General features: G+C 32.7%; 26 protein-coding genes. 15 read left to right on the top strand and 11 right to left on the bottom strand.

The features are described from left to right. Positions 1–95: 95 nt before the first annotated feature. Complete coding sequence (locus F1Z66_RS14045; RefSeq protein WP_149864260.1) at positions 96–389, bottom strand: winged helix-turn-helix domain-containing protein; 294 nt, start codon at positions 387–389, stop codon at positions 96–98. 503 nt (positions 390–892) lie between these two features. Then, complete coding sequence (locus F1Z66_RS14040; protein ID WP_149864259.1) at positions 893–1,390, bottom strand: GNAT family N-acetyltransferase; 498 nt, start codon at positions 1,388–1,390, stop codon at positions 893–895. A 114-nt stretch (positions 1,391–1,504) separates the two neighbouring features. On the opposite strand from F1Z66_RS14040, the gene hflX reads away from it, so the two are divergent. From hflX to F1Z66_RS14025, 3 genes are all read left to right on the top strand, one after another. Continuing rightward, complete coding sequence (gene hflX, locus F1Z66_RS14035; protein WP_149864258.1) at positions 1,505–2,587, top strand: GTPase HflX; 1,083 nt, start codon at positions 1,505–1,507, stop codon at positions 2,585–2,587. A gap of 81 nt (positions 2,588–2,668) precedes the next feature. Next, positions 2,669–3,076: a hypothetical protein gene (locus tag F1Z66_RS14030; RefSeq protein ID WP_149864257.1), complete on the top strand. Its 408-nt coding sequence runs from the start codon at positions 2,669–2,671 to the stop codon at positions 3,074–3,076. Between the two features lie 61 nt (positions 3,077–3,137). Further along, complete coding sequence (locus F1Z66_RS14025; RefSeq protein ID WP_149864256.1) at positions 3,138–4,124, top strand: magnesium transporter CorA family protein; 987 nt, start codon at positions 3,138–3,140, stop codon at positions 4,122–4,124. A 370-nt stretch (positions 4,125–4,494) separates the two neighbouring features. Here F1Z66_RS14025 and F1Z66_RS14020 read toward each other — a convergent pair whose 3' ends face one another. Both F1Z66_RS14020 and F1Z66_RS14015 read right to left on the bottom strand, forming a co-directional pair. Then, positions 4,495–5,040: a cupin domain-containing protein gene (locus F1Z66_RS14020; RefSeq protein WP_149864255.1), complete on the bottom strand. Its 546-nt coding sequence runs from the start codon at positions 5,038–5,040 to the stop codon at positions 4,495–4,497. A gap of 1,513 nt (positions 5,041–6,553) precedes the next feature. Then, complete coding sequence (locus F1Z66_RS14015) at positions 6,554–7,168, bottom strand: hypothetical protein (RefSeq protein WP_149864254.1); 615 nt, start codon at positions 7,166–7,168, stop codon at positions 6,554–6,556. A 302-nt stretch (positions 7,169–7,470) separates the two neighbouring features. Between F1Z66_RS14015 and F1Z66_RS14010 the strand changes: the two genes are divergently transcribed. The 6 genes from F1Z66_RS14010 (at position 7,471) to nuoB (ending at position 15,549) form a co-directional block, all read left to right on the top strand. Further along, complete coding sequence (locus F1Z66_RS14010; protein WP_149864253.1) at positions 7,471–9,546, top strand: proton-conducting transporter transmembrane domain-containing protein; 2,076 nt, start codon at positions 7,471–7,473, stop codon at positions 9,544–9,546. Beyond that, positions 9,546–10,502, top strand: coding sequence for a respiratory chain complex I subunit 1 family protein (locus F1Z66_RS14005; RefSeq protein ID WP_149864252.1), 957 nt, complete (start codon positions 9,546–9,548; stop codon positions 10,500–10,502). Before F1Z66_RS14010 ends, F1Z66_RS14005 begins: the two co-directional genes overlap by 1 nt. Positions 10,503–10,517: 15 nt before the next feature. Further along, the gene (locus F1Z66_RS14000; RefSeq protein WP_149864251.1) at positions 10,518–11,195 is read left to right on the top strand and encodes a hypothetical protein; all 678 of its coding nucleotides are present in this window, start codon (positions 10,518–10,520) and stop codon (positions 11,193–11,195) included. 16 nt (positions 11,196–11,211) lie between these two features. Continuing rightward, positions 11,212–12,726: a hydrogenase 4 subunit F gene (locus F1Z66_RS13995; protein ID WP_149864250.1), complete on the top strand. Its 1,515-nt coding sequence runs from the start codon at positions 11,212–11,214 to the stop codon at positions 12,724–12,726. A gap of 97 nt (positions 12,727–12,823) precedes the next feature. Further along, a complete protein-coding gene (locus F1Z66_RS13990) occupies positions 12,824–14,602 on the top strand; it encodes an NADH-quinone oxidoreductase subunit C (protein WP_149864249.1) in 1,779 nt (592 codons plus the stop codon). Continuing rightward, entirely contained in the window at positions 14,602–15,549 is a 948-nt protein-coding gene (gene nuoB, locus F1Z66_RS15925) for an NADH-quinone oxidoreductase subunit NuoB (protein WP_195907548.1), read from the top strand. Before F1Z66_RS13990 ends, nuoB begins: the two co-directional genes overlap by 1 nt. Positions 15,550–16,313: 764 nt before the next feature. Here the strand turns inward: nuoB and F1Z66_RS13980 are convergent. Together F1Z66_RS13980 and F1Z66_RS13975 are read right to left on the bottom strand one after the other, a co-directional pair. After that, positions 16,314–16,568, bottom strand: coding sequence for a hypothetical protein (locus F1Z66_RS13980; protein ID WP_149864248.1), 255 nt, complete (start codon positions 16,566–16,568; stop codon positions 16,314–16,316). A 171-nt stretch (positions 16,569–16,739) separates the two neighbouring features. Next, the gene (locus tag F1Z66_RS13975; RefSeq protein ID WP_149864247.1) at positions 16,740–17,018 is read right to left on the bottom strand and encodes a hypothetical protein; all 279 of its coding nucleotides are present in this window, start codon (positions 17,016–17,018) and stop codon (positions 16,740–16,742) included. A 299-nt stretch (positions 17,019–17,317) separates the two neighbouring features. On the opposite strand from F1Z66_RS13975, the gene F1Z66_RS13970 reads away from it, so the two are divergent. Continuing rightward, positions 17,318–17,722 carry a hypothetical protein gene (locus tag F1Z66_RS13970; RefSeq protein WP_149864246.1) on the top strand — a complete coding sequence of 135 codons (405 nt, stop codon included), beginning with the start codon at positions 17,318–17,320 and terminating at the stop codon, positions 17,720–17,722. A 558-nt stretch (positions 17,723–18,280) separates the two neighbouring features. Here F1Z66_RS13970 and F1Z66_RS13965 read toward each other — a convergent pair. Both F1Z66_RS13965 and F1Z66_RS13960 read right to left on the bottom strand, forming a co-directional pair. Next, positions 18,281–18,961, bottom strand: coding sequence for an FxLYD domain-containing protein (locus F1Z66_RS13965; RefSeq protein ID WP_149864245.1), 681 nt, complete (start codon positions 18,959–18,961; stop codon positions 18,281–18,283). 99 nt (positions 18,962–19,060) lie between these two features. After that, on the bottom strand, positions 19,061–19,822 hold the full coding sequence (locus F1Z66_RS13960; protein ID WP_159357602.1) for a DUF72 domain-containing protein: 762 nt from the start codon (positions 19,820–19,822) through the stop codon (positions 19,061–19,063). Positions 19,823–20,089: 267 nt separating this feature from the next. Here F1Z66_RS13960 and F1Z66_RS13955 point away from each other — a divergent pair, with 267 nt between their 5' ends. Beyond that, positions 20,090–20,641, top strand: a complete 552-nt coding sequence (locus tag F1Z66_RS13955; RefSeq protein ID WP_149864243.1) for an OsmC family protein — start codon at positions 20,090–20,092, stop codon at positions 20,639–20,641. Positions 20,642–21,182: 541 nt separating this feature from the next. Here the strand turns inward: F1Z66_RS13955 and F1Z66_RS13950 are convergent. Next, the gene (locus F1Z66_RS13950; protein WP_159357603.1) at positions 21,183–21,944 is read right to left on the bottom strand and encodes a cupredoxin domain-containing protein; all 762 of its coding nucleotides are present in this window, start codon (positions 21,942–21,944) and stop codon (positions 21,183–21,185) included. A gap of 625 nt (positions 21,945–22,569) precedes the next feature. On the opposite strand from F1Z66_RS13950, the gene F1Z66_RS13945 reads away from it, so the two are divergent. The 4 genes from F1Z66_RS13945 (at position 22,570) to F1Z66_RS13930 (ending at position 24,182) form a co-directional block, all read left to right on the top strand. After that, positions 22,570–22,827, top strand: a complete 258-nt coding sequence (locus tag F1Z66_RS13945) for a DUF7521 family protein (protein WP_149864241.1) — start codon at positions 22,570–22,572, stop codon at positions 22,825–22,827. Further along, positions 22,824–23,210 carry a winged helix-turn-helix domain-containing protein gene (locus tag F1Z66_RS13940; protein WP_149864240.1) on the top strand — a complete coding sequence of 129 codons (387 nt, stop codon included), beginning with the start codon at positions 22,824–22,826 and terminating at the stop codon, positions 23,208–23,210. Before F1Z66_RS13945 ends, F1Z66_RS13940 begins: the two co-directional genes overlap by 4 nt. 104 nt (positions 23,211–23,314) lie before the next feature. Then, on the top strand, positions 23,315–23,695 hold the full coding sequence (locus tag F1Z66_RS13935; protein WP_149864239.1) for a hypothetical protein: 381 nt from the start codon (positions 23,315–23,317) through the stop codon (positions 23,693–23,695). A 49-nt stretch (positions 23,696–23,744) separates the two neighbouring features. Continuing rightward, entirely contained in the window at positions 23,745–24,182 is a 438-nt protein-coding gene (locus tag F1Z66_RS13930; protein WP_149864238.1) for a hypothetical protein, read from the top strand. Positions 24,183–25,181: 999 nt separating this feature from the next. Here F1Z66_RS13930 and F1Z66_RS13925 read toward each other — a convergent pair. Both F1Z66_RS13925 and F1Z66_RS16485 read right to left on the bottom strand, forming a co-directional pair. Next, positions 25,182–25,697: a universal stress protein gene (locus F1Z66_RS13925; RefSeq protein WP_159357604.1), complete on the bottom strand. Its 516-nt coding sequence runs from the start codon at positions 25,695–25,697 to the stop codon at positions 25,182–25,184. A gap of 490 nt (positions 25,698–26,187) precedes the next feature. Next, on the bottom strand, positions 26,188–26,313 hold the full coding sequence (locus F1Z66_RS16485; protein ID WP_149863226.1) for an Hsp20 family protein: 126 nt from the start codon (positions 26,311–26,313) through the stop codon (positions 26,188–26,190).

Below are 26,313 nucleotides of genomic sequence, written 5' to 3'. Positions count from 1 at the left end.
AACTGGACTTTACTCGCAAATACGATGAATTTATTAAATTAAAATAATAAAATCAATTCTAGATATCGTAAGACAAAATATTTATCTCAAAGACGCTAAATTTCATAGTCGCGCCTAAAAGAAGGAACGAAGTCAATAATGTTATCATACTTTCTTACAAATTCGTTTCCTTTAGGTGTGGCTATGAACCTCTGTAGTTTTTCATCAAAAGAGAGTAAGTCAAGTCGGATCAGATCGGCTAAATAATCGTTTAGACGCTTATATGAACTATAATAGCTTAACTTATTCTTGGATTGATAATGTCCTATACAGCTTTTGACAATCAAGTAGTAGATTTGACATTTATCCCGATACTTGGTTTTAATTCGTTCTTTCCCTTTGACTAGCAACTAGGTTCTGATCTTATTTTAATCATGTGCAGATTAAATGAAGTATAAAAAAAAATGTACTCATTAGTAAAAATTAACGATACAAAGTAAGTTAATATCCCATATACAAAATCTTGTATTCTTTTTAGAATAATAGTAAATCTAGGCCCAATAAGCATTATAGTAAAAACATTGAACTTAACATTGTAAAATATCAATTGTATTTGAACTAATTAATTAATATGTTACAGTTAGGTTGAGAATCCTCATCAGAATTTGTTTTCGAAATACTCTTATCTTTAAGTAATTAAATCTTTTATTTCTCTTTCTCTTTCTCTTTCTTTCCCATTCTTTTATCTTTAACTAGCCAATAGGTTATTAATAAAAGTCCAAAAATGGGGAACGCAGAAATAAAAACATAAGGAAAAATAGCTAACAGAGTAGAAGGCTCAAAAATATTCAATAATCTAAAATTAATTTCCTTCTATTTATTTGATGGTTATAAATTAATAAACTAATTTTTATCAAGACAATTCAAGAGCCATCAGATTTGCGTCTTCGCCGTCTCTATAATAGGATTTTAATACTGATTTAATCTGAAAACCAAGTTTTTGATATAATGAAATAGCTGCCTGATTACTTGTTCGGACTTCTAAATAGATTTCATCACCTTTTCTTGCAGATATTCCGTTAATACCCTCGATCATCAATGCCTCACCTATCTTTTTGCCTCTGTGCTCATTTAGGATTGCAATCGATACAACATGGCCTTTTTTAACGAAGCCCAATTTCCTAAAGTTAGAAAATCCAAATTCCAGTTTGCACATAATGTATCCCACCACCAAGTTATCTATTTCTGCAATAATAAATGCCTCCGGGATTTCACGCAATAACGATTCAAAGAAATATTCGGTATAATGTTCTGGAAGAGTTTTGAGATTAATATCAATTACCGAACCTAAATCTTCATAAGTACATCTACGAATATCATATCCATTTACCCGCCGTAATGCTATCTGCAAACAATATATAATATTTGTACAAAATATTTAAATTTATCAACAAGCTGCCATGAAAGATACTTTTGGAACCATTCTTAAGTTAAAATACTAGAAAATTCTAATAAAATAAATTTCATGCAATATGATTTGGGAAAGAAGGCATTACTGGTTACTTATCCAAACAAATTCTCAATTTTAGAGGCAAGAAGTCTGGCAGAAACAGCAGGTTATCACATAGTCGGTGAAGAATTTCAAAAAAATCTGACCCGATCAAGATTCGGCGTAGGAAAAGGAAAAGCAGAGACTATTAAAGAAGCAGTTGCTCAGAGAAATGCAGATATCATTCTTTTTGACGAGGTTTTAAAGCCCAGTCAACAATACAACTTGGCAAGGCTATGTAAGGTGGACGTTATAGATAGAGAAAAAATGATACTTGAAATATTTACCACTCATGCTGTCACGAATGAATCCAGAATTCAAGTAAAATTAGCCCAACTCAAATATGATATCGTAAGAGTAAAGGAAAAAACCCGTTCCGCCAAGTTGGGAGAACAGCCAGGGTTTTATGGCCTTGGAAAATATGATGCAGATATTCACATACTAGACATCAAAAGACGGACTTCTATTTTGTTAAAAAAGTTAAAACAGGAAGAAAAAAAGAGAGAACTTCATAGAATACAAAGACTAGTCCAGGATACCCCTTTAATCGCTTTGACTGGATATACTTCAGCAGGAAAAACTACACTATTTAACCTTCTGGTAGAAGAGAAAAAAGACACTAGTCCAAATGTCTTTACAACCCTCACGACTTATACTAGATCTTTACATATTAAAGAAAAAAAATTCCTGCTAACAGATACTATCGGCTTTATTAGTAAATTGCCTCCTTATATGATACAGGCATTCAGATCAACTCTTTCAGAGCTTAATTACGCCAACCTAATCTTACTAATCCTCGATTTTAGTGAAGATGTTCAAGGAATAAGGAAGAAATTGATAAGTTCAATTAAAATATTGTCAGCCCTTCAAATCCCTATTAGCAAGTGTATTCTTGTTTTAAATAAGGTAGACATGGTTCTGAATACTGAAATAGAAGACAAGTTAAGTCAGTTGCGAAGCTTTGTAAGTATCAATCACATGGTGCCAATATCTGCTTCAAACAATTACAATGTACAGTCATTGAAGAATTTGATACTTGATGAGTCATTTTCAAACTAAGTAAGAAGACATTAAAACAAAATATTCATACACATTCAAGGGATAAAATTAAAGACAGGTTTGTTTTAAGTTAATGAAAAGTTGAACAGAGATATTGAAATATTTGAATTTGAATGGTATCTGAGAGACTTTTTTTTCAGAAGCACATCACATATAAACGATTACAAAGTATCTTTTAAGTATAATAAATCAGATATTGCTGAAAACATCAAAAATAAATATCTTAGATATAGGGATTGGGAATTAACTAAGATTGAAGAGTTTTTGATGGTCACACTTGTAGACATGGGGACAAAGGGTGTGGTTGACTTTAATATACAGGCAGGAAAAGCAGAATTGATTTCTCTATTTGAACGCAAACAATGTTCAGATTGCTTTTACGTGAACATCCTATCACTGATTGAGCCTAAAAGCTGCGTGCGCTGTAATTCAAAAAAGTTGTTAGAATTTCCAATCAAGAGATTTCCCAGAAAAACAGATTCAGTCTGAAACCATGAAATGATTAAATACAGAGTACTTGCGAATTAAATCAGATACCTGGATTTAAAATATGTCTCTTTCAAACGATATCAAAGGAATAGACCTGATAAAAAACAAAGGCCTAGTATGGATATATGTAGATCAGCCAACTAGGGAAAAATTAGACACCCTTTCTAGGGAATATCCATTACATGAACTAAATATTGAAGACTGTTTATCCAAGAATCAGTTACCAAAAATTGATCGTTACGATGACCATGTATTCATTATTTTACAATTCCCCACCATAAAAAAGGAAAAAACAATACCCAGGTTTAGTCAGCTTTCATTGTTTATAGGCAAAGATTTTTTGATTTCCATTCACCAAGGTAATTTAAAACCACTGACTGATTTATTTTTAGCTTGCAAGTTCCAAAACGTTAAAAACATAAAAGCAATTATGGGTAATTCTCCGGGTTATTTGCTTCACTCTATTTTAGATGCACTGGTGGACGATTTACTCCATTTATTGATGAAGGTAATAGGAAATTTAGACGATATTGAAGATGCAGTTTTTGACGATAAGGTGGCAATTGCAAAGGATATTTCTATTCTAAGGAGAGAAATAACAACTCTACGTCGAATAGTGGTTCCGCTCAAAAGAATCATGGTAGAAGTCATATCAAGAGATGTAAGAAAATTCTCTACCGATGTTGAAGAAGAAGATTTGATCTCTTACTTTAACGATATCAATGATCACGTGTCAAAAGTACTCGAAGCACTAGATGAATCTAAAGAAACAATTGAAATTTACAAAGATACTGATCATATGTTAAGTAGCGAAAAAACAAATAAAATACTGAGTTTTTTAACAATTCTATTCACACTTTCCATCCCAGTATCAATTATAGGAACCTTTTACGGAATGAATATCTTAATTCCAGGCAGTGTAAATTATAGTGAAAATATGTTTGATTATATTCCATTTATGCTCACAACTGGGCTCTCAGTAGGGGCCTTGATAGTAATGTTATACTACTTCAGAAAATTAGGTTGGCTTAACAATCTCACAAAATAAACTGCCAGATTTACCTTTACTATATATTTTTTTATCAATTTGACACTAATAGTCATTTACATTGTTCTAATACAGGATTTACCCACTATCTAATGACAAAAAATTATTAAACTATAAAGATATTTGGTGTAACAGTCCCACTTTCAGGCTTTAAATATACAAATATTTTTGCTCAGTATGCAACCTCATCATTTGCAATTGATTGAGTTTTTACAAAAATTTGATGAATAAAGATAAAAAGGATGAATTACTAGATAATAATATTATCCTGAGTAACCAGTAAACAACATAGGCAATAGTCTCTCAATTCATAAATTTAAGAGCAATTAAATATTCCTTCTTTTTTTATGTTCAATCATAACAAACCTGTCTATTTGGTTTGAGAAATGATTTCTCGAACCTTTTTTGAGACGATGCTAACTTTTTCTGCCACTGACATCTTATCCTCAGATTTTAAATCTTGTGCAATAATATCAAAAGCCCACTTCGTTTGAGATTTCCTACTCTTATTGGAAGGAGAGGCATCGGAAGATACATACAATTTTCTGATCGCAACGTGTGAAAAATTCTGTCCAGATATAGCACCATGGAAATGCAAAATATGAGGAGGTATAATTACAATTTCGCCAACTTTAAGTTTTTTGAATTGATAATCTTCCCATTGAAGTTCGATCAAATTGGTAGAGGACCTTAAATTAAATTGGCCCACAACTCCATTTCCATATAAAGGTATCAATATTTGTTCCGTTTCATGATAATGCACTGTGGTAAGAGCGCCATCAGAAAATTCTACAAAATATACCTCTTGATCGGAGCTGTTGTTTTCGTTAAATATTTCACGGATTTTTACCTTGCCATCAAAATATAACGGGTTTATAGTCGTTTCTTGCGAATAATAAAGGTCCTTTGAAATCATATTCAGAATTAAGTTGTCATAAATATTTATTCTATTACGATAATAACTAGTGACACAAATAAATATCCATAACAAAACTATAGAGAAATAATTACGAAAATAATCAGGTCTATATAAAAATGCTTAATTGTGTAAATTCTTAATAAAATATATCTACCAGAAATTACCTTTGTCAGAGCAAGTTAATTCAGATCCACATTTTAAACATCTAAGGTGACATACGGTAATTTCACTCATGATCGTACCGCAACGAATACACTCGATAGCTTGTTTATTTCTATCTTTTTGTTTATTATTATTCAAATCTTCTTGCTCCACTTTAGGTTGCCAGTCCCTTATAGCGAAAACATTATTGCACTCGCTATTTATAGATAAATTGTAATCAAAGTCACACCAAATATCAAATTTTTTTTAATTCCAGGGTTACCAAAAATATCGTGGGTTCACATATCTGGCATATTGTTACAATTTGTCTCGAGGAGATATCTAATGTTCAAGCAATTAAAGACGCCATTTGACATCTTAAAAATCACCTATTTAGCAAACCATATTCTTTGGAGGATAAGAAGAACAAGCATATACATATAGTAGCTTATTTATTTAATTTTATTTCATTTTTGTGTTAAAACTGCATTCTCTGCATACATCTTTCGAATCCAAAATCACATTCGGCTTTTCATAATAATATCTGACTCGTTTTTCAATAACCCGTTCGCATATGTCGCACTTAACTTTGGTGTATTGCTCGTCAATTTCGATAGCCATTTAATAAATAAACAAGTACTGGGATTTGAACTTAATATCTCGGAATCCCCAATTAAATGTAAATTTAACAATTAGGGTTTGCACCATTTCGTTCGACATAGTATCCAGAATATTTTAAAATTTAATCGAGATTGGTTGAGTCTCAGAGAGACAGGGAGACAAAAGCAATAACAAACTTGTCAGAAAAACCCCAATATATGCATGTCATTGGATAAACTGCAATCCAGCCTTTCACTTAATTCTAATTACACCAAATTGTTCCTTATTTAACAGTGTATAAAGAGACACTTGTTGATAAAGAATATGGCAATCTGTTTTTTCGGTAGTTTTAGGACCCACAAAGTTCTCAAGAGATGAGGCATAGTGCTATCAAATCAATATAGCTGCATTTATCAAATACATATTCTGAAATAACAATTTTTCAGAAGGCACCTCTAACTTGGGTCAGCTTGAGATAATAATTAGATAATTACAAATGAAACGAGGGCGTAGGAAGTGATACAAACAATTCTGAACAAATAGCTTAATTATTCTTTCAAAGTAATTGATTTGTTTCAATAGAATGGGCTAATAACCTAATGATTACGGTTTACAAATGTATTGTTTAACAGATAAAGGAAAATATCTCCCCTCATAGTATAGTATAATGACTGAGCCTCTGGCAAGTTTAAAGTAGGCAGGGAAAAAAGAAAATATCACATTTAAGTTTATCCCTGTCTTAATCTAATGAAAAGATAAATTTTTAGTTCTATACATGCTCTTCATAAGCGTACCCCTTCTCAATCAGAAACTCCTTAAATTCCTTAGATTCCGTTATCATTAGATCGATACTTCTCAATAGTATCGCATAAAAAAACTCCATTGATTCGTGACTCCTCTGGCAATTTGGACAAATGTTTGTATCTTTTGTTGGTAAGAATTGATTAAGTTCTTTTTTAGAAGAAAATTTTTCATAAATATCATTAAACGTTTCCATTATAGGCTGTCGCAGATCATTTGCAATTTTTTCTATGATTCCATTTACCTTTATTACAGCATCAAATCCCTCATCAATTCCATATTTACCCCAAGTGCCTCTTTCACAAACAAATCTTTTCTTCCGCTCACCTTTTTCCTTTTTTTGTCTCGGATACAAGAATACATATTCTAATCTGTAAAGTTCTTTCAGAGTTGTATAAACAACACTCGCAGGGATCTGTTCTTGTTGTGTTATCTCTTCAGCAGTTATACCTTTTGCACCTGCTTGTCTTAACAAGTCCATTATTCGCCAAGTAGATTCCTTCGACAAAATATCAGCTTCAATGTATGATTTGACAGGAAAATGGGTCAAATACGTTTTTAGTTTCTTAGGTCTCTGTTTCAATAGTTTTATTTATTCATCTCAATTCTTAAATTTTGTTAAAATCATAATTTCAATAATAATAAAAAAGTGATAATTTTGATATTTTCGATATTATAAGAATAAGCAATTGACTGGAAGAAATTTTTTTTCTTCATGTATGTTGGTGACCTCCTGTAAATAATATGCAAGTAGATGTTAAATTCAATTTTTGCAAAACTCAGAAATTCAATATTTCAGAAATACATAACAAATAAATTATAATGGATAGGTACAAATTTTGAAGGTTCCAAGGATGGCCAAATTTGAGGTTTTAGACAATATTCATGATTTCTTTGCTTGAAAACGCGATACCGTTATTTAGTATAGTAATAATATCTTACATCTTTGGAGGTTTATTCTCACTGCTGTTTAGAAAGTACGGAAATGGAAAACCATTTTTCATCCCTAGCATAATTGGATCCATATTCTTAATAACACTCTCTTTAAATATAATAATTGACGGAGGTTCGGTCCATATCGAATTGAACCCCGGAACTGTTTTTTCAATTAATGAATTTCTTATAGATGGGATAGCCGCATTTTTTCTACTCCTTATTGGTATAGTATCATTATCAGTATCGACATACTCTTTAAGTTACATTAGAGAATATATCGACAATAAACATGTAGCCGTATTTGGATTTTTTTTCAATACTTTTATCCTTTCCATGGTATTTTTAATCTCATCAAATGATGTATTTTCTTTTATTGTTTTTTGGGAGTTAATGTCCATAACATCGTTCTTTCTAGTTATCTACAATCATGAGAGTGACCACAACTTGAAAGCCGGTATAATATATTTAATTATGACTAATATGGGAACTGCATTAATATTAGCTTCCCTTCTATTACTTTCATCTCACGTTGGAAGTTTTAGTTTTGAGTCCTTTAGATTGTCCTCGGATTCTTTTTCTACTTCTCTAAAAAATATTGTCTTTATTTTAGCATTTATTGGTTTTGGTACCAAGGCTGGTATTGTACCCCTACACATTTGGCTTCCTTACGCACATCCATCTGCTCCAAGTAACGTGTCTGCATTAATGTCTGCCATAATGATCAAAACTGCCATTTATGGTCTGATACGAATTATTTATGATTTTAGCGGAATTGGATCTAGTGCTATAAATAATTCTGATTTTGTTTGGTGGGGATTATTGTTCGTAACCATTGGTGCGATATCATCGGTAGTAGGAGTTTTACACGGCGTGGTTGAAAAAGATATCAAACGTGCTTTGGCTTACAGTAGTATAGAAAACATAGGGATTATCTTTATCGGTCTGGGGTTGTCCCTCGTATTTCTGTCATTTAATTTGGTCTATTTGTCTGCATTTGCAATGTTAGCTGCAATGTATCATTTGTTAAATCATGCTATTTTTAAAAGCCTCTTATTTATGGGAGCGGGAGCCATAATTTTTAGAACTCATACGGCAAATATGGAAAAGTTGGGAGGATTGATAAAGAAGATGCCATGGACTGCCCTTCTTTTTTTGGTGGGTGTACTTTCAATTTCGGGTTTGCCTTTTTTCAATGGGTTTGTAAGTGAATATCTCTTGATGATCTCTTTTATATCGTCGTCCCAAGTTCCCAATATTATTATAACAGTTTCCATCGGTTTTGCAAGTGTCGCCTTTGCACTTACTTTGGGAATTGTCCTAGCCACTTTTGTAAAAATTTTTGGTATTTCTTTTCTCTCAAAGCCTCGAACCGATATAGTTTACAAAATAAAAGAAGTTCCTCGTACAATGCTTGTTGGAATGGGGATTGTTGCTCTTGCATGTATAATCCTGGGATTGTTTCCAACAATTGGAATGAGTATGATAAGTCATGCACTTAATTTACAGCTATCTTTGAATCAAACTTTATTTTCCTTTAGTTCGATTTTGCCAGAATCTGGATTAGATAATGGTTCGTCGGGGCTTTCACTACCAGTTGTTTTGTTGATCTTTGTGTCTATTCTGGTTGCAACTATAGGGTTTCTTTATGGAGTTGGTGGCAGAACAGAACAAAAAATTTCTGAAACTTGGAGTTGTGGACTCGGGAATATTAATGAAAGAATGCAGTATACACCCTCTTCCCTGTCGCATCCTATATTACATGTATTTAGAAACTTCTATAGACCATCTTTGGTCATTCAGAGTATTCCCCATTATTCTTCTAATCCTTACTTTAAAAAATCAGTTAAGATTCAATTTTCTGACAAAAATATTATCGAGGATTTCATGTATAAACCCATTCTTAGTAACGTATTTAAAACTTGTGAAAGAATGAAAAAATTTCGCACAGGAAAGGTTAATTTGTATTTACTTAATGTTCTAATCACAATCATGTTGCTTCTGACGTATGTGAGGTTATCTCCATAATGTCGACTGAAATTTCTGCATATCCGTCAAGTGTTCTTGTCGGGTTCATCCAATTTCTTATCATAATAGTCCTTGCTCCATTGCTAACGGGAATAATGCGAAGAATAAAGGCAATTACTCAAAAAAGAATAGGTTCAAGCATTTTTCAGACTTATTTTGATTTACTGAAATTGATAAGAAAAGATGAGGTAATATCGGAGGAATCATCTTGGATATTTAGATACTCTCCGTGGATCATTTTTTCTGCAACTCTGGTTGTTGCTTTCTTTATTCCTATTCTCATCCCATATCCTCCATTTGGTCTCGGATTTGACATTATATTATTGCTCGGCCTTTTTGGTCTTTGCCGTTTTTTCTTGATGCTGGCTGGACTTGATGTTTCCAGTGCCTTTGGTGGTATTGGTGTTAGCAGGGAAATGATGACTTCATCTTTATTAGAACCTGCGCTATTTTTAGTTCTGTTTACCTTAGCAGTAACCTATGGTTCAACAAACATTTACACAATTGTATCTCATGCGGCAGAAGGATCAATGATGATCTCGGCAAGCATACTATTTTCTCTATTTGGTTTTTTTATTATCGTTATGGCCGAAACCGGAAAATTACCTTTTGATAACCCGGCTACACATCTAGAACTCACAATGGTTCATGAAGCAATGGTCTTAGAGTATTCAGGTAAAAGACTCGCCGTTATAGAACTATCCCAATCCATAAAACAATTGGTATTGATGATATTATTTATTAATTTTTTCATCCCATGGGGTCTGTCCACAAACTTCTCCCCCGCTACAATGATAGGAGGATTAGGGATTTTTCTTACAAAAATAATTACTTTAGGTGTGCTGATTTCATATATCGAATCTAAGGTTGCTAAATGGAGATTATTTAGAATTCCTGATTTGATATTTCTATGTATGGCTAGTGGTCTGATGGGTATGATATTTTTATATATTTGAGGATTGTGAGTAGAAATGGTTTATAACAATTTATTAATATTCTTGTCAGGTACGTTACTGATTTCCACTATTGTTCTTGTTATTAAAAGAGAATTTTCTGGTTGGATTCAGGCTTATAGATATCAAACAATAGTCCTCACCATAATAACTGTGGTTATTGGATACATTACCAATAATTGGGAGATATATGTGGCTGCAACAATCACCTTTTCGCTAAAGGCATTGATAGTTCCTAGGCTTTTAATAAAGGTTACAGAAAATATAAGTTACGACTTCAAAAATGAAACAAAACCATACCTCAGTATACGTACATTACTTGTAGGTTCAGCTATACTTGTGGCACTTTCTTACTTCTCTACACAACAAATTAGACTAGGCGATGATGTTATAGCAATGAGTTTCCTACCAGTCTCTATTTCGTTGTTACTTATTGGCCTTTTGGTAATGGTCGGTAGAAAGGTTACTTTAAATCAGATAGTGGGTCTTTTGATATTAGAAAATGGGTTATTCCTGTTTGTGCTCTCACTCACTCATGGAATTTCCCTCATCATAGAAATTGGAATATTTATAGATATATTAGTAGGAATTGTAATATCATCAATCTTGATCCACAGAATTGGTTACACATTTGATGATATAAATGACGTAAACCAGTCACACGAGAACCTAGAGTATACAGAGGAGTTAGATTAGAAAGGTGATAATAGGTATGGTTAATTCTTTAATTAAAATATTACCCGAATCGTCAGTAATTATGTGCATTGTCTTGACTCCACTTTTGGGTTGTTGCCTTGTTACTCTGTTGCAAAAGAAAAGACTTTTAGAAATCATCAGTGTGGTATCCAGCACTTTTATCCTTTTTCTAACTTTCATTCTGTTTCTATACGTGGTTGAATTCAAGAAAATCACTCTATTCAATGAATTTTTTTACATAGACTCGCTTAGTATGATCGTACTTTTGTTAATATCTTTTGTTAGTTTCGTTTCCTCAATTTATTCAATTAATTATATGGGAAAGCAATTTGAAGATGGAATAGTAGATGACAGACATTTGGTGCGATATTACCAGGGGTTTAATATATTCATTTTTACGATGCTTCTAGTTCCAACAATAAATAATACGGGATTGATGTGGGTTGCAGTAGAAGCAACCACTCTGATATCTGTTTTATTAATCATGATTTATGTAAAAGAGGATGCAATAAGATCGGCCTGGAAGTATCTTATAATTGCAACAGTTGGTTTATCATTTGCCTTAATTGGAACTGTTTTCTTTTACTATGCTAATATTTCTGATCAAATGGAACCTGCTCAATCGGTGGAGGATAAGATTAACTGGACAAGTATGCTTGAAAACTCCAGGGCTTTCGATCCTATTATTGTAAAAATAGCATTTATTTTTATAATTATTGGGTATGGAACAAAGGCAGGTATAGCTCCAATGCACACGTGGTTACCGGATGCCCATAGTGAGTCTCCCACACCAATAAGTGCCATGTTATCAGGTGTCCTTTTAAATTGTGCCCTGTATGGAATACTTCGATTCTATCTAATTAGCAGTGGTTCAATTGGTGCAGAATTTTCTGATAACTTACTTATCATATTTGGCTTGATGTCAGTAGGCATTGCGTCATTTTCCATTCTATTTCAAAAGGATATGAAGAGAATGTTGGCATATTCTAGTGTCGAGCACATAGGGATAGTTACTTTGGCATTTGGATTTGGAGGACTCATAGGAATATATGGTGCGATTTTGCACATGATAAATCACGCTCTAGTAAAACCCTTAATGTTTTTTGCGAGTGGAAAGATAAGCCAGAAATATGAAACTAAAGCAATGATAAAAATAAGGGGAATAGTGACGAATATGCCCATTACAGGGATTGTGTTTCTTATAGGAGGATTAGCAATAGTAGGTTTACCTCCGTTTAATATCTTCTTAAGTAAATTCATGATATTGTATTCTGGATTCAGTAGCGATAATATACTAGCCAGCATGGTTTTGATAATCCTATTAGCAATTGTTTTTATCGGTTTTATAAGAAATTTGATTATGATGTCATTTGGTAAACCAAAGACACCAATAAAGAATGGAGAACTTGGCATTCTATCCGTAGTCGCAATGGTAATGCTAGTTGCTTTTGTAGTGATACTAGGAATATACATACCCGAACCTTTGGACATTTTGATCAATGACGCTGCGAATATATTCAAACAGGTGTGAGGATCGAGAGTGAAACACGTAATGAAAATAGGGCAAAGGATGATGGAGAACGGTGCACGACATTCAGACATTTTGAGGAGCAAGGGTTGATCACATAGTGAGCGATAATTTATTTGGCAAAAAAATCTTTGAGTACGAGTCAATTATACATGAAAAATTCAGTGAGAGAATACAGAATATTTATTGTAAGAATTTCAACGAGATCCATATTTTGACGATTAGTCCAGAAGATAGTAATGAGGTTAGTTATTTTATACACGATAAGTTAAGATGTGGGCTTGTAACCGTGATATGTACCGATGAAAGGAATATTGAAAATACGATTGACTGGAAAGATAAATCAGTCAATTCTAAACAGACAATCAATTTCAATAAAAATTGGCAATACGGATTCAGTCTTAGACTCATTTTCTCCAGCGAAACCGATGATATTTTTTTCATAGTTACTACATTTCTACCCAATGTAGATAACCCCGCGTATCCAAGCAACGTAGTACGTATTCCATCTGCAATCTATTATGAAAAAGAAATATTCGACATGTTTGGTATTATTGCTCAAGGGAACCCAGATACTAGAAAACTTGTTTTGCACGAACGATGGCCTGACAATCAATTTCCGCTTCGAAGGGATTTTAACATTAAGACAAAGAACAAAATTCGTCTAAATAAACCATACAAATTTTTAAAAGTCGAGGGGGAAGGTATTTGTGAGATACCGGTAGGTCCAGTTCACGCAGGAATCATTGAACCAGGGCATTTTAGATTCAGTATTTATGGGGAGAACATCCTTAACTTAGAAACGCGTTTATACTATACCCATAAAGGGATTGAAAAGCTAGCTGAAACCATGACTCTAGATGAAGCATTACTTTTGTCCGAACGCATATCCGGCGATGAATCAGTGGCAAATTCTATGGCATACTGCCAAGCAATAGAGAGGATGGCATCAATACAAATTCCCAAGAAAGCCGCACAGATTAGAACTATTTGTGCAGAGCTAGAACGAATTTGGAATCATCTTGGGACGGTGGCAGGTATGTGTACTGACGTGGGGTTTGCATATGGGAGTTCAAGAATAAATATACTAAAAGAGAAAATAATGAGAATAAATGAAAAATTAAGTGGAAGTCGGCTTCTTTTTGGAGTAAATAAGATAGGAGGAGTGAAAATTGATTTTAAGCCAGAAACACTAGGTTTGATTCTTGCAGATCTATCACAAATACTACAAGACTTTGATAATCTAGTAAAATCATTACATAACACGTCGTCTTTTATGGACCGCCTTAAGGGAACAGGAATTATTTCAAGTCAGGATGTGCAAGCATTAGGAGCTAACGGGGTAATCGCAAGATGTGTTGGCATAGACATTGATACGCGAAAAAACCATCCTTATGCGTATTACCAGTACATAGACCTTGAAAATATTCAAGGTATAGTAGATAAGATTGCCTACGAAGTCGAGTTAAAGAAGAGAAAAGGTGATGTTCTTTCCAGATTTGAGGTCCGTGTTGTTGAAATAACACATTCAGTACATATTATCAAAAAAATTGCGACCGATATTTTGGATAAGAGTACTAAACAAGAATTACACAATACCCCACAAACCCAAAATGATGAGGGTTTGGTTATTGACAATTTGAAAAATCATCTTCAACCTTACGACAGTGCTTTAGGATACAGTGAATCCCACAGGGGTCAGACAATACATTGGGTCATGCTTGGAAAGGACAGTAATAAAATATTTAGATACAAAATAAGAACGGCTTCATTTTGTAATTGGCCTTTGATAGAATTGGCTGTTCAGAATAATATTATTCCGGATTTTCCATTGATTAACAAAAGCTTTGATCTCTCTTATTCAGGAAACGATCTATAATGAATGAAAAAAATGTGTTTGGCAAAGGTTCAAAGAAGAATAGGATTGATTATAAAGGAATACTGGGGCCCAATCCAAAGAACAGAAATAAAAATGAGGAAATTCTAAGCCATAAACGTGTAACGATACCTAATCCTCTCAAAGAACTTCATACTACGTCTGAAAATTATAAAGGAAAGATCAACATTATTCCTTCTAAGGATTTCTGTGATTATGAAGCATCCGGAAAGGGAAACGAGATAGAAAATATTTGTTTATCAAATGCAATTAGAGTGAGAAATATAGAGAATAACAGCACACAGGTAACTTTGGATAATGCAAAATGTTTTCTCTGTGGTAGATGTGAAGAAGCATATTCAAGTTTATTTAGAATGGAAAAGAACCTAAACCCTCCTGCAAAGAATAAAAAACAACTGATAGATTCGGTTGAATTGGAACCCCAACATCCAAACACTGGATCAAAAAACCTATCTTTAAATGAGAAAAATTCAAAGGTTTTGGATTATGAACAAATTGGAAATGAATTAAAAGAAAGGATCAACAGTTTATTTGGAAGATCTTTGGCAATCCGACAAGTTGATGGCGGTTCATGTAATGGTTGTGAGATAGAAATAACAGCACTGAATAATCCTATTTATGATATCGAACGATTTGGTGTTCATTTTGTGTCTTCTCCCAGACACGCAGATGTATTGTTAGTTACAGGTCCAGTATCGCGAAATATGGTTGTCGCACTAAAAAAGACATACCAGGCGACTCCTAATCCTAAAATAGTAATCGCCGTTGGTGCATGTGCCTGCAGCGGTGGAATTTTTGGTGATACATACGCCACCTCTGGTGGGGTTGATACAATACTACCTGTTGATATGTATATTCCAGGTTGTCCACCACGACCAGAGGCTCTGATATACGGGCTTTTATCTACAATGAATAAAATTCATCATTGATTTTTTTAGGTATGGATGACATTCAGAAAGCATATTCAAGTCATCTCGAAAGTTATTTTATGGTGCCATAGAACTAAACCATTTGACAACTCCAAAATGGAAGCAAACCATTAGATAGATAGAATTCCATTCACTGATTTTATTAAAGCAGTAACAAATGATTTTAATAGAAAGTTTGTAATTGGATTGGATGTTGCTAACAGATCTATTATTCAAGAAAAAATAGAGGTCTATTTCCAAGATAACTACTTTTCTTAATTAGTAAAAAGAATAATCGTTTCAGACAAGGTTTGAATCTAATCTTTGCAATAAACTGGATGAGACTCTACCATATCAATAATTAGCAATGGAAAGGTATCTGTTCACATGAAGGGCAGTCGTAAGATTAGACTTTAAGAAATAAAAAAATTAGTATGGAGGAATCCCATAAGTGGAAATCAAATTTTTGTAAATCAAGGATACATCTTTTTTTCTCCTCTTTCTAATAATTCTTCAAGAGATTGATTTTGCTTTTGCAAAAGGGTGTTGACAAATGTTAGATGAAAAGTCGAGTTTTATTAATTTTAAATGTAATTACTGTCTCTTGGTGAATTAAATTCTGTTGAAATGAAATACAAGATACAACAACTTGGGTTTTCTGTTGCAAAACTTACAGGAGTGTTGGTTTTCGCATTTATAACTAATTGTTATTTCATGATATGGAAGAAAAATCAAAAGCTTTCTCGAAAGGAAAGGTACGGGTAGACAGCAAAAAGAATCATCGCTTATTCAACTTCTTCTTTCTTACTATTACTCCATTTACCTTCCCTACTTTGCTTCAAACCCCAAGAGGCCCAGGTGGCCGCCATTACAGCGATAAATGCTAAGAAGATAATAACAACTATAGCAATATTCTGATAGATAGTGTAATTTTCGGCATAAAAGAATAGCCAAATAATGATACCTATAATGGAACCAAAGAAGGTTATAATTGATGTGGTGACCCTCCAGCCCATGCCGTCAGCAAGTGAATTTGCCATCTTTATTTTAACTTGTATACGTACTTGCCAAAATTAATAAGGTTTTCACATTACTAAAGTAGCCAAATTTACAAAATATGGAAAAATTAGCAATATTGTACTGCATTAGCTCCTAATATATGCTTGACACTTGTGACTAATTTATGAAATGAAAAAATATTTGAACAACAATTATGTCACTCGATGACTTTCAATGGCAGGTAATCCTTGTTTATAACTTATAGTAATATTATCTCCCTTCTGGTAAGGACAATTGTTTATACTACGAGGTATTCCATCAGATGCTTCCACAACACAGGTATTACCTTCTTTAAGGTGAACTAAAACGCTTTCTTGTATACCGGAACTAAATAGCTGAGTCAAAGATCCTCCCATCAACATAAAAACAACCACTACACCTCCAACGGCAAATAGTAGTGCCAACCACTTGGGTGATAATTCAAAATCCATACCACTATTATGATGACATAGCCTATATAACAATCACCGTGTTTATATTACAAATTTCGCATTTTATTTGACTTATACTTTTTTTATAATAATAGTCATATAATTATCTAGCCAGACATGCTAATTGATCTTAATCAAATAGAAAGATTAGTGTAATAAATCGGACCCTTGTTAAAATATCGTTGGTTTAAATAGTAGTTAAGAAATTACGGTAAAATACAAGAAGAATTACAACAATTTCTATTCTGACCACCTTATTTTGAGCATTTTAAATATTATAAAGCATATAACTTTCCTAAATGCCTACTGAAGAATCAAGGAAAAGTTTTATCAACTGGTTTAAAAAACATCATCCTCGGGAGTATTACTTCTTTAGTGCGATAGAATCGAACATTAAGAAGATCCACTCGTCAAATCATTTTGGTCTTCATGAAGGAGAGTATGCGCCAATTTCTCTAAATATTAAAAAATTGGAAGGAAACAAATATCATTTAGCAGCGGATCCGGTCGCCGCACTATTTCTAGGAACAATCTGCAAAACAATCATAGATGAGAATTCAAACAACACGGAAGCAATAATTTCTGATCGAATTCAACAAGAATTTGAAAACAGGCTAAGTATGAAATGTAATGATTGTGATGCTATGAACATGACAAATGCAAAATATTGCAATCAATGTGGAAAGAATCTTGAAATCAACTAAAAGTAAACAAAGAGTTTGGGATCATAATTATATCGACCTCTTTTGTTTGAATTCCTCACCCAAGATAAAGAAGATCATTTCATTCTAGTAGACTACACTTTTAGTATTTGTGTCAATTTTTTTGTTTTTATTATAAATAATCATAAAATCTTTTTGTCATCTCCATTGTCTAAAACTGTCAAGTATCTCAATTATCCAAAACCTGGAATTGATATGTTACTTGCGTTTTTTACAGATAAATTAGTATGACTCATTTAAGCAAGGATGTATGGGCCAATTGTCATTAATTTTTTTTCCAATTTGATAGTTTACCCCACTGTTATTCTGATGAAACCAATTGGGTCAATAAAATCATAATAGCAACATTCTGCAATTGTTAAAATTATTATAATATTGAGAATTATTTTGTCACAGGACTCCAAATTCATAATTCTAATATCTATAAGACTTTTTAATTAAAAAAAGCAAACGTGGATTGATTACATTAGAATAAATTTAAGACATTTTATAAAGATCGGCCTTAGAATGCAAAGAAAAAGGAATTAGAAAATATGACTTCTAACCATTCCAATCAAATGACAATCTAAAGTATTTTGGAGTTCCATCCATATCACCTTCTGCGACAAAACTGTCAAATGATGAAGTATGTCCAGGTTCAATATCAGAAGGTTCGGCATAGCAGCATGTTGTAATACCTATTGGACTGTTGTTTTTGTCATAAAAGTGGGCTGTAACCTTTACATATTCCAAAGTATGAGAACCGATGTTTTTAATTAAACCCTTTACGTGATAGTAATCAACACTATCCTTTGTAGCTTTTGCAAATTCTATGTCTAATACATTTTTATCATCATGAGGAAAATCGGTGGATCTAGAGACTAGTTGTTCGATCCCCTTGTTAAAGTTGTCATTGTTGTTGTTTATGTTTTCAGTATCGCGGTTGTCCCGCCCATCTCCATGTGACAAACAGGCATCAAATCCATCATCGTAACCATTCATAAATGCCTTGGTGTGAAAAGAAGGCCCTTTTTCAGGTTGGTTTATGTATCTATTATCTGAATTAGATATTTTAGCGTCATCACATCCATGATCAAAACCTGAATCATGGGCACTTATAGCATGTACCGAACTTGTCGACCAACCATCAAATATTGTCAACAAAGTCCCGATTACAAAGATTAGAGCCAGGATTGATGTAAATGACTGAATACTTTTCAACAGAAAACTGTTGCTTGACAATTATTTATCTTTTTTTTAAGTTTCTGATCTGAAATTTTCCATGTTAATACTTCCTATTAAAAGAGGGGAACCATTAGCCCTACCTTATTAAATATTAACTTATTCTCGCGGTGCATACATCAATCTTAGAAAATCGTTTGCTAGTTGAGGACTGAATCCTGCATAATTGTTGTTAAAAGTTACAATAACATCTTTAATGTCATTGTTTTGCATCGCATCTTGTATGTGTACTACATATTCCTTCAGTTCGTCTTCTTTATCTTGAACATATATTCCAAATCTTCTCTGATCAGCATTTCGATTTCCAATAAATCTTAGGTAAATAGTGTCGGTTGTTACGAAGGAGGGTGTCTTTAGATCTTGTTTCACCCTCCACACTATTGTAATGTCGTTTTCATTCAAAAAATCGTAAATGTCAGCATTAAACCATGAGGATTCATGTACTTCTAATGCATATCTATATCTATGATCCAATTTATCCAAAAATTGAATTAGTGGATGTAAACCCGCCTTTACAGAAAAATATGACGGCAGTTGAATCAAAAGCATCAAAGTTTTGTCCAACAAAGGTTCTAATGCATAATAAAAGTACGAGAGATATTTTGAAACTTTTTCAAGTTTATTGACATGCGTTATTACTTGTGGAAATTTGAATGTAAATTTAAAATCATCAGGGGTTTTATTCTTCCATCCAGTTATTACGTTTCTTGAAGGTATATAATAAAATGTAGAATCGATTTCAATAAACTCAAAAAACCTAGAATAATATGATAGTCTCTGCCAATTCTCAAGGTTGATAGGGTAAAATGCTCCTTTCCATCCTGTGTATGTCCAACCAGAACATCCAACATACAGATTCAATATAAAATTTATTAATTAACTAATTTTAAAAGAATTTAGTTCCGTTTGTACTCCTAATTATATGAAATATATTCTGTTTAGATAGAAGTTAGTGTAGTAACTTGATATCATAAAAAAATTATTGGTTTACCCATCGACACAGCTGTTGGATTTGATTTATCCTTGTCTTGTTGCTCAAATTTGATGAGCAAGAACCATTTGAATTGCCAAAGAATGGTCGGATAGTACATGCTTATTTAATAATTTGACGAAGTAGTCCATAATAATATGACAACAACAAATATCATAAATAATGTCAACCTCGATAAAATACAAAAAACTATTGAAGGTGGACAAAAAGACAAACAGTCCTTAAGAAAACCAGTGCGATTGGAAGGTGAATGGAATTTTTATAATCAGAAGGGATACCAATTTAGGACCGAGATGGCATTTGAGAACGGAAAACAAGTAATCGAAATAGATTCACCTTCATTTTTAGGCGGAGGGGGAAACAGATTGGGCCCAATGGGATACTGTGTTGCTGGAATTACTTCGTGTTTTATAACGACATTTATGACTATGTTAGCAAAACAAGGTATTAGGCTTGAGAAACTACACATAAATGCAGAATGTAGGATAAATTTTGCAAAAACATTTGATATTTCTGATGAACCCATAACTGAAGGTATAAATTTTGAAATTGACGTTGGTGATGTTCGTGATAGTAATAAAACTGTAGATAGACAACAACTAAGTCAAGTTGTAAGTATGGCTGAAGAAAAATGTCCGGCCATTTACAGTATAAGCCACATAATTAAAGTAAATGCAAAACTAAAATGAGAAAGAGATAATGGAAAAGTATCATCTGAATATTTAGATAACGACTAAATTTATAATTCTAAAAGCTAATGGTAACGGAATTATCGGTGATAATTGATTGGTAATTTACAACAAATACATTTTGCATCTCCTCTTTTGTTGTACTATAACACACAAATCCATATGCTAAGCGAGGTACATTGAGATTTGCCAAAATGATTTGAATCTCCTTCGACACCAGATATCTCTGGTGACTAATAATCATTTTAATTTGTGATGCTATGACCTAGAATTAGGAAGACTGCAGGGATGAATCTTTACCACTAACTGGTACAACAAATTTCGCATTAGTACTCCAGTTTTCATTTTCCAATTCTATAGCGATTTGTCTTGACTGTATTGCCCAAGTTGAGCTTCAACAGTTTGATCTCATTGTGTGTAAAAGGAAAAGAATTAAAGAAAAAGACAAAAGCAAGGCTATGTAAAGCAAGGCTATGTAAATTTCATGTTTTTCTAATCTATTAAAGAGTATAAAGGATTTATTTCAAAAAAATCCAATAACTTAACTATAGGGCAAATCTGCAGAAAGATCACTTAATGAAGAGAGTGTTTCTGTCACATCTTTGTTTGCGGTAGTCCATACAATCAAGGTTTGGGTGTCTCCAGTTCCTTTCTGTCCTCCCCTTAAATCCTTAAAGTCATAGGTATTATCTACGGTAATTCCAGCAGAAGTTATCTGTTGAATATAACTATCAATGTCTTGGGTGGGAACCATCAATACCCCCACAGTATCAATATTATTTGAGTTTGATTTTGTCAGCGTAGCGGAAAGATCAGAAGAAATAACTGGTGATTCTATATTTTTAACTGTAATAGTACCAGTCATGGTTACGCCAGGATCACCTTCCGCTTCATATTCGAAATTTCCAGGATTGCTAAAGGTAAACGACTGAGAAGGCTGGCTGTCAGTTATTTCACCCGTATTAAATACTGACTTGCCATTCGCATCTTTAACATCAATTGTTCTTTCATGACCCGCATCTCCATTAAACCATAAGACAGTAGTCCCGGTATTAATAACAGCATTTTCTGGTACAAAGTGTTGATCCAGAAAGCGAGCCTCCTTGTCTTCACCCGCAGAATGATGACCTTCATTAGGAATGAGAACGACTAAAGTTTTTACATTATTGCCTAACGTCATCGTTTTAGTATTAAACATGCTTTCAGCATTAATGTTTGGTTGTATGCCACCAGCAGTAGAATTAGTAATATTGCCTTGCGAATTCTGTTGGGCTGATGCATTGGTCGTATATGAAGTCATCACTAACAATATTCCCAAAATACCTATTACTATCAAATAAGATAAATGATGATTTGAATACATAATATTTCTAAACAATAATTCTAATAGTTTAATACTCCAAATAAAAGATTTGACTATTCTCAGTCAATGAGAATAATAAGTACAGATATAAAATGTCCTCGAAATGGCTGTAAAAAGTATTATATACATATTATTTTGCAAAAAATCCTCTCCATAGAAGATAGTTCTAACACGGAGGATTCTAGCAGGAAAGGCACCGATGTTTGCAAATCCTTAAGACTAATGGATTGGTATAATAATTGCATCATTTAGGCCTGATGCTTACATCCAGAGAAGCAAACTAACGCTTTTCTGGATGCAATATGGTTTTGTTATTTTCAACATGATTCAATTTTATGGTTAAGCTACAAATCTAGATAAAAAATGCATGTGGACCCATGACCAAATATATACTGTAGTTTGAATCGAGGGAAATACAATTCTTAAGACAATATTGTTGGACAAGACGGCATATACTACCTTTTTACATGAGTATTTCCCAATAATCCTACAAAGAAAGATCGATTTACTTTTTTAGTATAACATTTAAATCATGATCTTCATTTTCCATCTATCAGGTAAAGCCATGGAAGTAATGAATCTAATAATATTGATTCACATAATATTGGGATTTATACTAGTCTATTTTGCCGTTCGAGCTTATAAAAGAAGTAAATATATTCCAATGATATTTCTTGCAATTGGTTTTACTCTGATAACAATAGGTGATACGATAATTGGAGACTCTTTGGCCCTAGAGGATGAATATTTCAAAGAAATGGTTGAAGAAATAACAGAAATATCGGGTTTTGTATTAGTAATAATAGCCGTGTTGAAGAGTTGAATGATCGTCAACCACCACCACCATCCTCGTCATCATCATCACCTTCACCGGATCCTGAAAATATTTTAGCCATTTTATCAGATAAACCCAGTCTTGCCATTTTGAAACTACTTGATAGAAAAGAATACAGTATTCAGCAAATAGCATCTAACTTAAATTTACCTGTATCCTCAACATATAGAAAGGTAAACAAGTTAGAACATTTGCATATACTAAAAAAAGCAAAAATTGTTCGCAAAGATGATGGAACAGATGAATCATTCTATACCTCTCGGATTGACGAAATTCAAATATCATTTAAGAATAATAAAATGACCTGTAGGGTTAAAAACAAAGAATATTCTCCTGATAGGATAGTAAGATTATGGCAGGGGTTCAAATAAAATGATAATTCCAAATCTGCTACTAATTTAAAAGTTTCATGACCATTCTCACTTAGTGGGAATGATAGGTAGTTTATTATTACTATAAATCAGATTACTCGTAAATGATAAACAAACTACAAAACTATCGTAAAGTTGTATTGTTATCAATTGTAGCCATTGTACCGCTGCTTTTAATTTCAAACAGCGTTACATCCCATGGACAAACAAATAATATGACAAACGCTACAAACCAGACAAGTGCTTCTGCTAATGGTCCAAATAGCGAGATAGTAAAATTGATTGATTCGGGCATTTCTATGATAAATAGTGGTGATAATAACGGTGCTAAAAAATCGTTATTGCAAGCTGAATCAGGATTAGAAGACAAACCGGATTTAAGTGGTGCTGAAAAACATATTGAAGCTTCATTGAAAGCATTAAAAGAGAATGACAAAAATGGAGCATTAATGCATGCTGAAGAAGCAAAGAAAGGTTTAGCCTAATCTAATTTTTTTATTATTTGGTCCTCATAATCAGAAATTGGTGATTAAAATGAATAAAAATTTAACAATAGTTTATATTTTATGTGGGATTTTGGCTGTTACTGGAATTGTTTATTTCCTTGTTGCATATGGAGAATACGAAGATTGGGTTGAATTACTAAGTTTTGGTATTCAAGATGAAACTACTGAAAAGCAGGTTGAAATTTCATTATTCATTATATCGGGTTTAATCTATTTTGGGATTGTGATATGGCTAGTTAAAACAAGATTTATTAAAAAATCACCTTACATAGCATCTATACTTGTTTCAGTAGCTTTGATCTTAACGTATATCGCCTCAAGAACAGTGGGTGTACCTATAGTAGGAGTAGAATACTATGTAGGAAAACTAGACATGATTTCAAAAATACTGCAAGTTGTTGTTATTGCACTATCCGTTGTAGGATTGTACAAGATTCACAAATCTTTGCATACCCTACAGGCATAGATGAAATACTAAAACAAATGGCAAGAAAGTAATAGGTAAAAAAAATATTTACACCGCCATCAATAATGTTGGGATTCATTTGCTTATTATTACTCATGAAAGAGTGAAAGAATTATCATATAACCATTCTTCAAACGAATTAAATTAAATTAGTAAATCAAAACTATTCTTTGATGTTTTGTGTCTAGCTTCGTATAATCCTTCAATAATTAAGTAATCAAGTGACTATGAAAAAGGATCAATTTAGAACCCAAAATTGGATGAAATAATTCCAAGTAAGGATTTACTAATTTATCTAATTCAGAAAGTGGCTTAGGATATGGTATTATCACATCAAATGAACTTACCGTAAATGCGGTAACGTTCTTATATAGTTATAAAATTATTCGATGCTCACCATTATCTGGAAATATATTAACAATTGAAAAATGACCATAAAGAATAAGAATCAATTTGTTTTCAAATTTAAATAAACCTCCATCATGATCTGTTATGGTAACCTTTGCATTCAATTCACTAATAAGGTTAAAACTACTTAGATTTTTTTACGTCAAATACGAATGTAGTTTTTACGTCAATGAGTAGTATTTAAGGTCGTAAGCCTACTAATACTCAGATTATCCCGTTCACTTATCCAAAAATTGTTTATAACAATTTGGGTTTTATTAGTTAAAGAAAAAACCTGAATAGGATAACAAATTAGTGCAAAGATAAAGATGTAGAATAAAATCACCATCAAGTCAAATGATATTCTCATAGGTGGAACCTACTTCAAAGACTTAGAGTGGTATTATTATTAATGCCTGCTAATAAGTATAGGAGATTTGTAACTAATAAGAGTATATGTATAGCAACATGCTAAAGGTAAAATTTAAAAGAACAAGAGCATATTTTGATTACAATAATATGTTCTTCTTTTAATATTCCTAAATGCCTATTTAATGCAATTTTCGAATTATTACATTTTAACATATTACTCCACTTTTACAATTTGTTTATTCAATGGATAATTATCACTGGACATTTTACCATTTCGGAAACACTTCTAGAAACACTTCCTAGCGTCCTTATTTTTGAAATTCCGCCTAGTCCAACATTACCAATCACTATGAGGTCTATTTGTTCTTTATCTACTACATCAATTATTGTTTTTACAACCGATTCACTTGGTTTAAGCAGTTTGGTTTTTATCAAAAGGTCTTTTGATTCATACTTTTTTGCATAGTCAGATAACTTACACTTCCATTCATCAAGGAATATCTCATTCAATTCATTGATATATTCTGAGAATGATATGACTTCTCCAGTCCTTGATGATCTCATTGGTCGTTCGAATCCAAGAGGCATTGCAAACTGTGGTAACACGTGTAGTATGAATAATTCTGTTGTTTTGTTTAGAGTCTTATCAATATCAACATCATTAAAATCACCTTTTATTGGTGACAATGTTTTAACTGCATATTCTAAAGCCTTTTCTGATTGTTTAGACCCGTCAACGGGTACCAGGATTCTCAATATTGTACATGTAGCAAGCTGAATTATTTATAGTAATTAATTTTACTAATACAAATATCCATGGCGATATGTGTAAAATTAAGCATTAATAAATGTAGGAATGTACTACCATTTTCTCAAAATTTGCTTCCCTATCGTTTCTATGACCATACCTCAGATTTCTCACTATCATACTTCTCGAAATAATCCATAATTTTGATAAAGATTAAGAATCAAATATTTCATAATTATCCTAGTAAAGTACTTTTATACCCACACTACCATTCGAATCTTCTGCCAGTCTTGATCTTGAAATAGAAATTCCCGCTATATTACATCATATTTTTTAAGACAATACAGCTAACGCTTAACTAGTTTATGATATAGTTATTTTTTTGTTTTCTGTATCAATATGTTCGTCAACCAAATTATTAGAAATATGTTAGTATGTGTGTATATTAAACAAAATTAAAGAAAATAAAAGGTAAGAAAGATAAAAAGCGAGAATTGACTACTCTACCTTTATCTCTTTACCTGCTGGTTTCTCATCCTTCTTTTTATCAAAGGATATTTCCAATACACCATTGTTGTAAACAGATCTTGCTGTTTCAAGGTTAGCTTGTTCTGGAAGATCAAT

Origin of the sequence: Candidatus Nitrosocosmicus agrestis (assembly GCF_008389435.1) — an archaeon.
Taxonomy (GTDB): Archaea; Thermoproteota; Nitrososphaeria; order Nitrososphaerales; family Nitrososphaeraceae; genus Nitrosocosmicus; species Nitrosocosmicus agrestis.
Note: the sequence above shows the minus strand (reverse complement) of the source record. Positions and strands in the feature narration are given on the sequence as shown.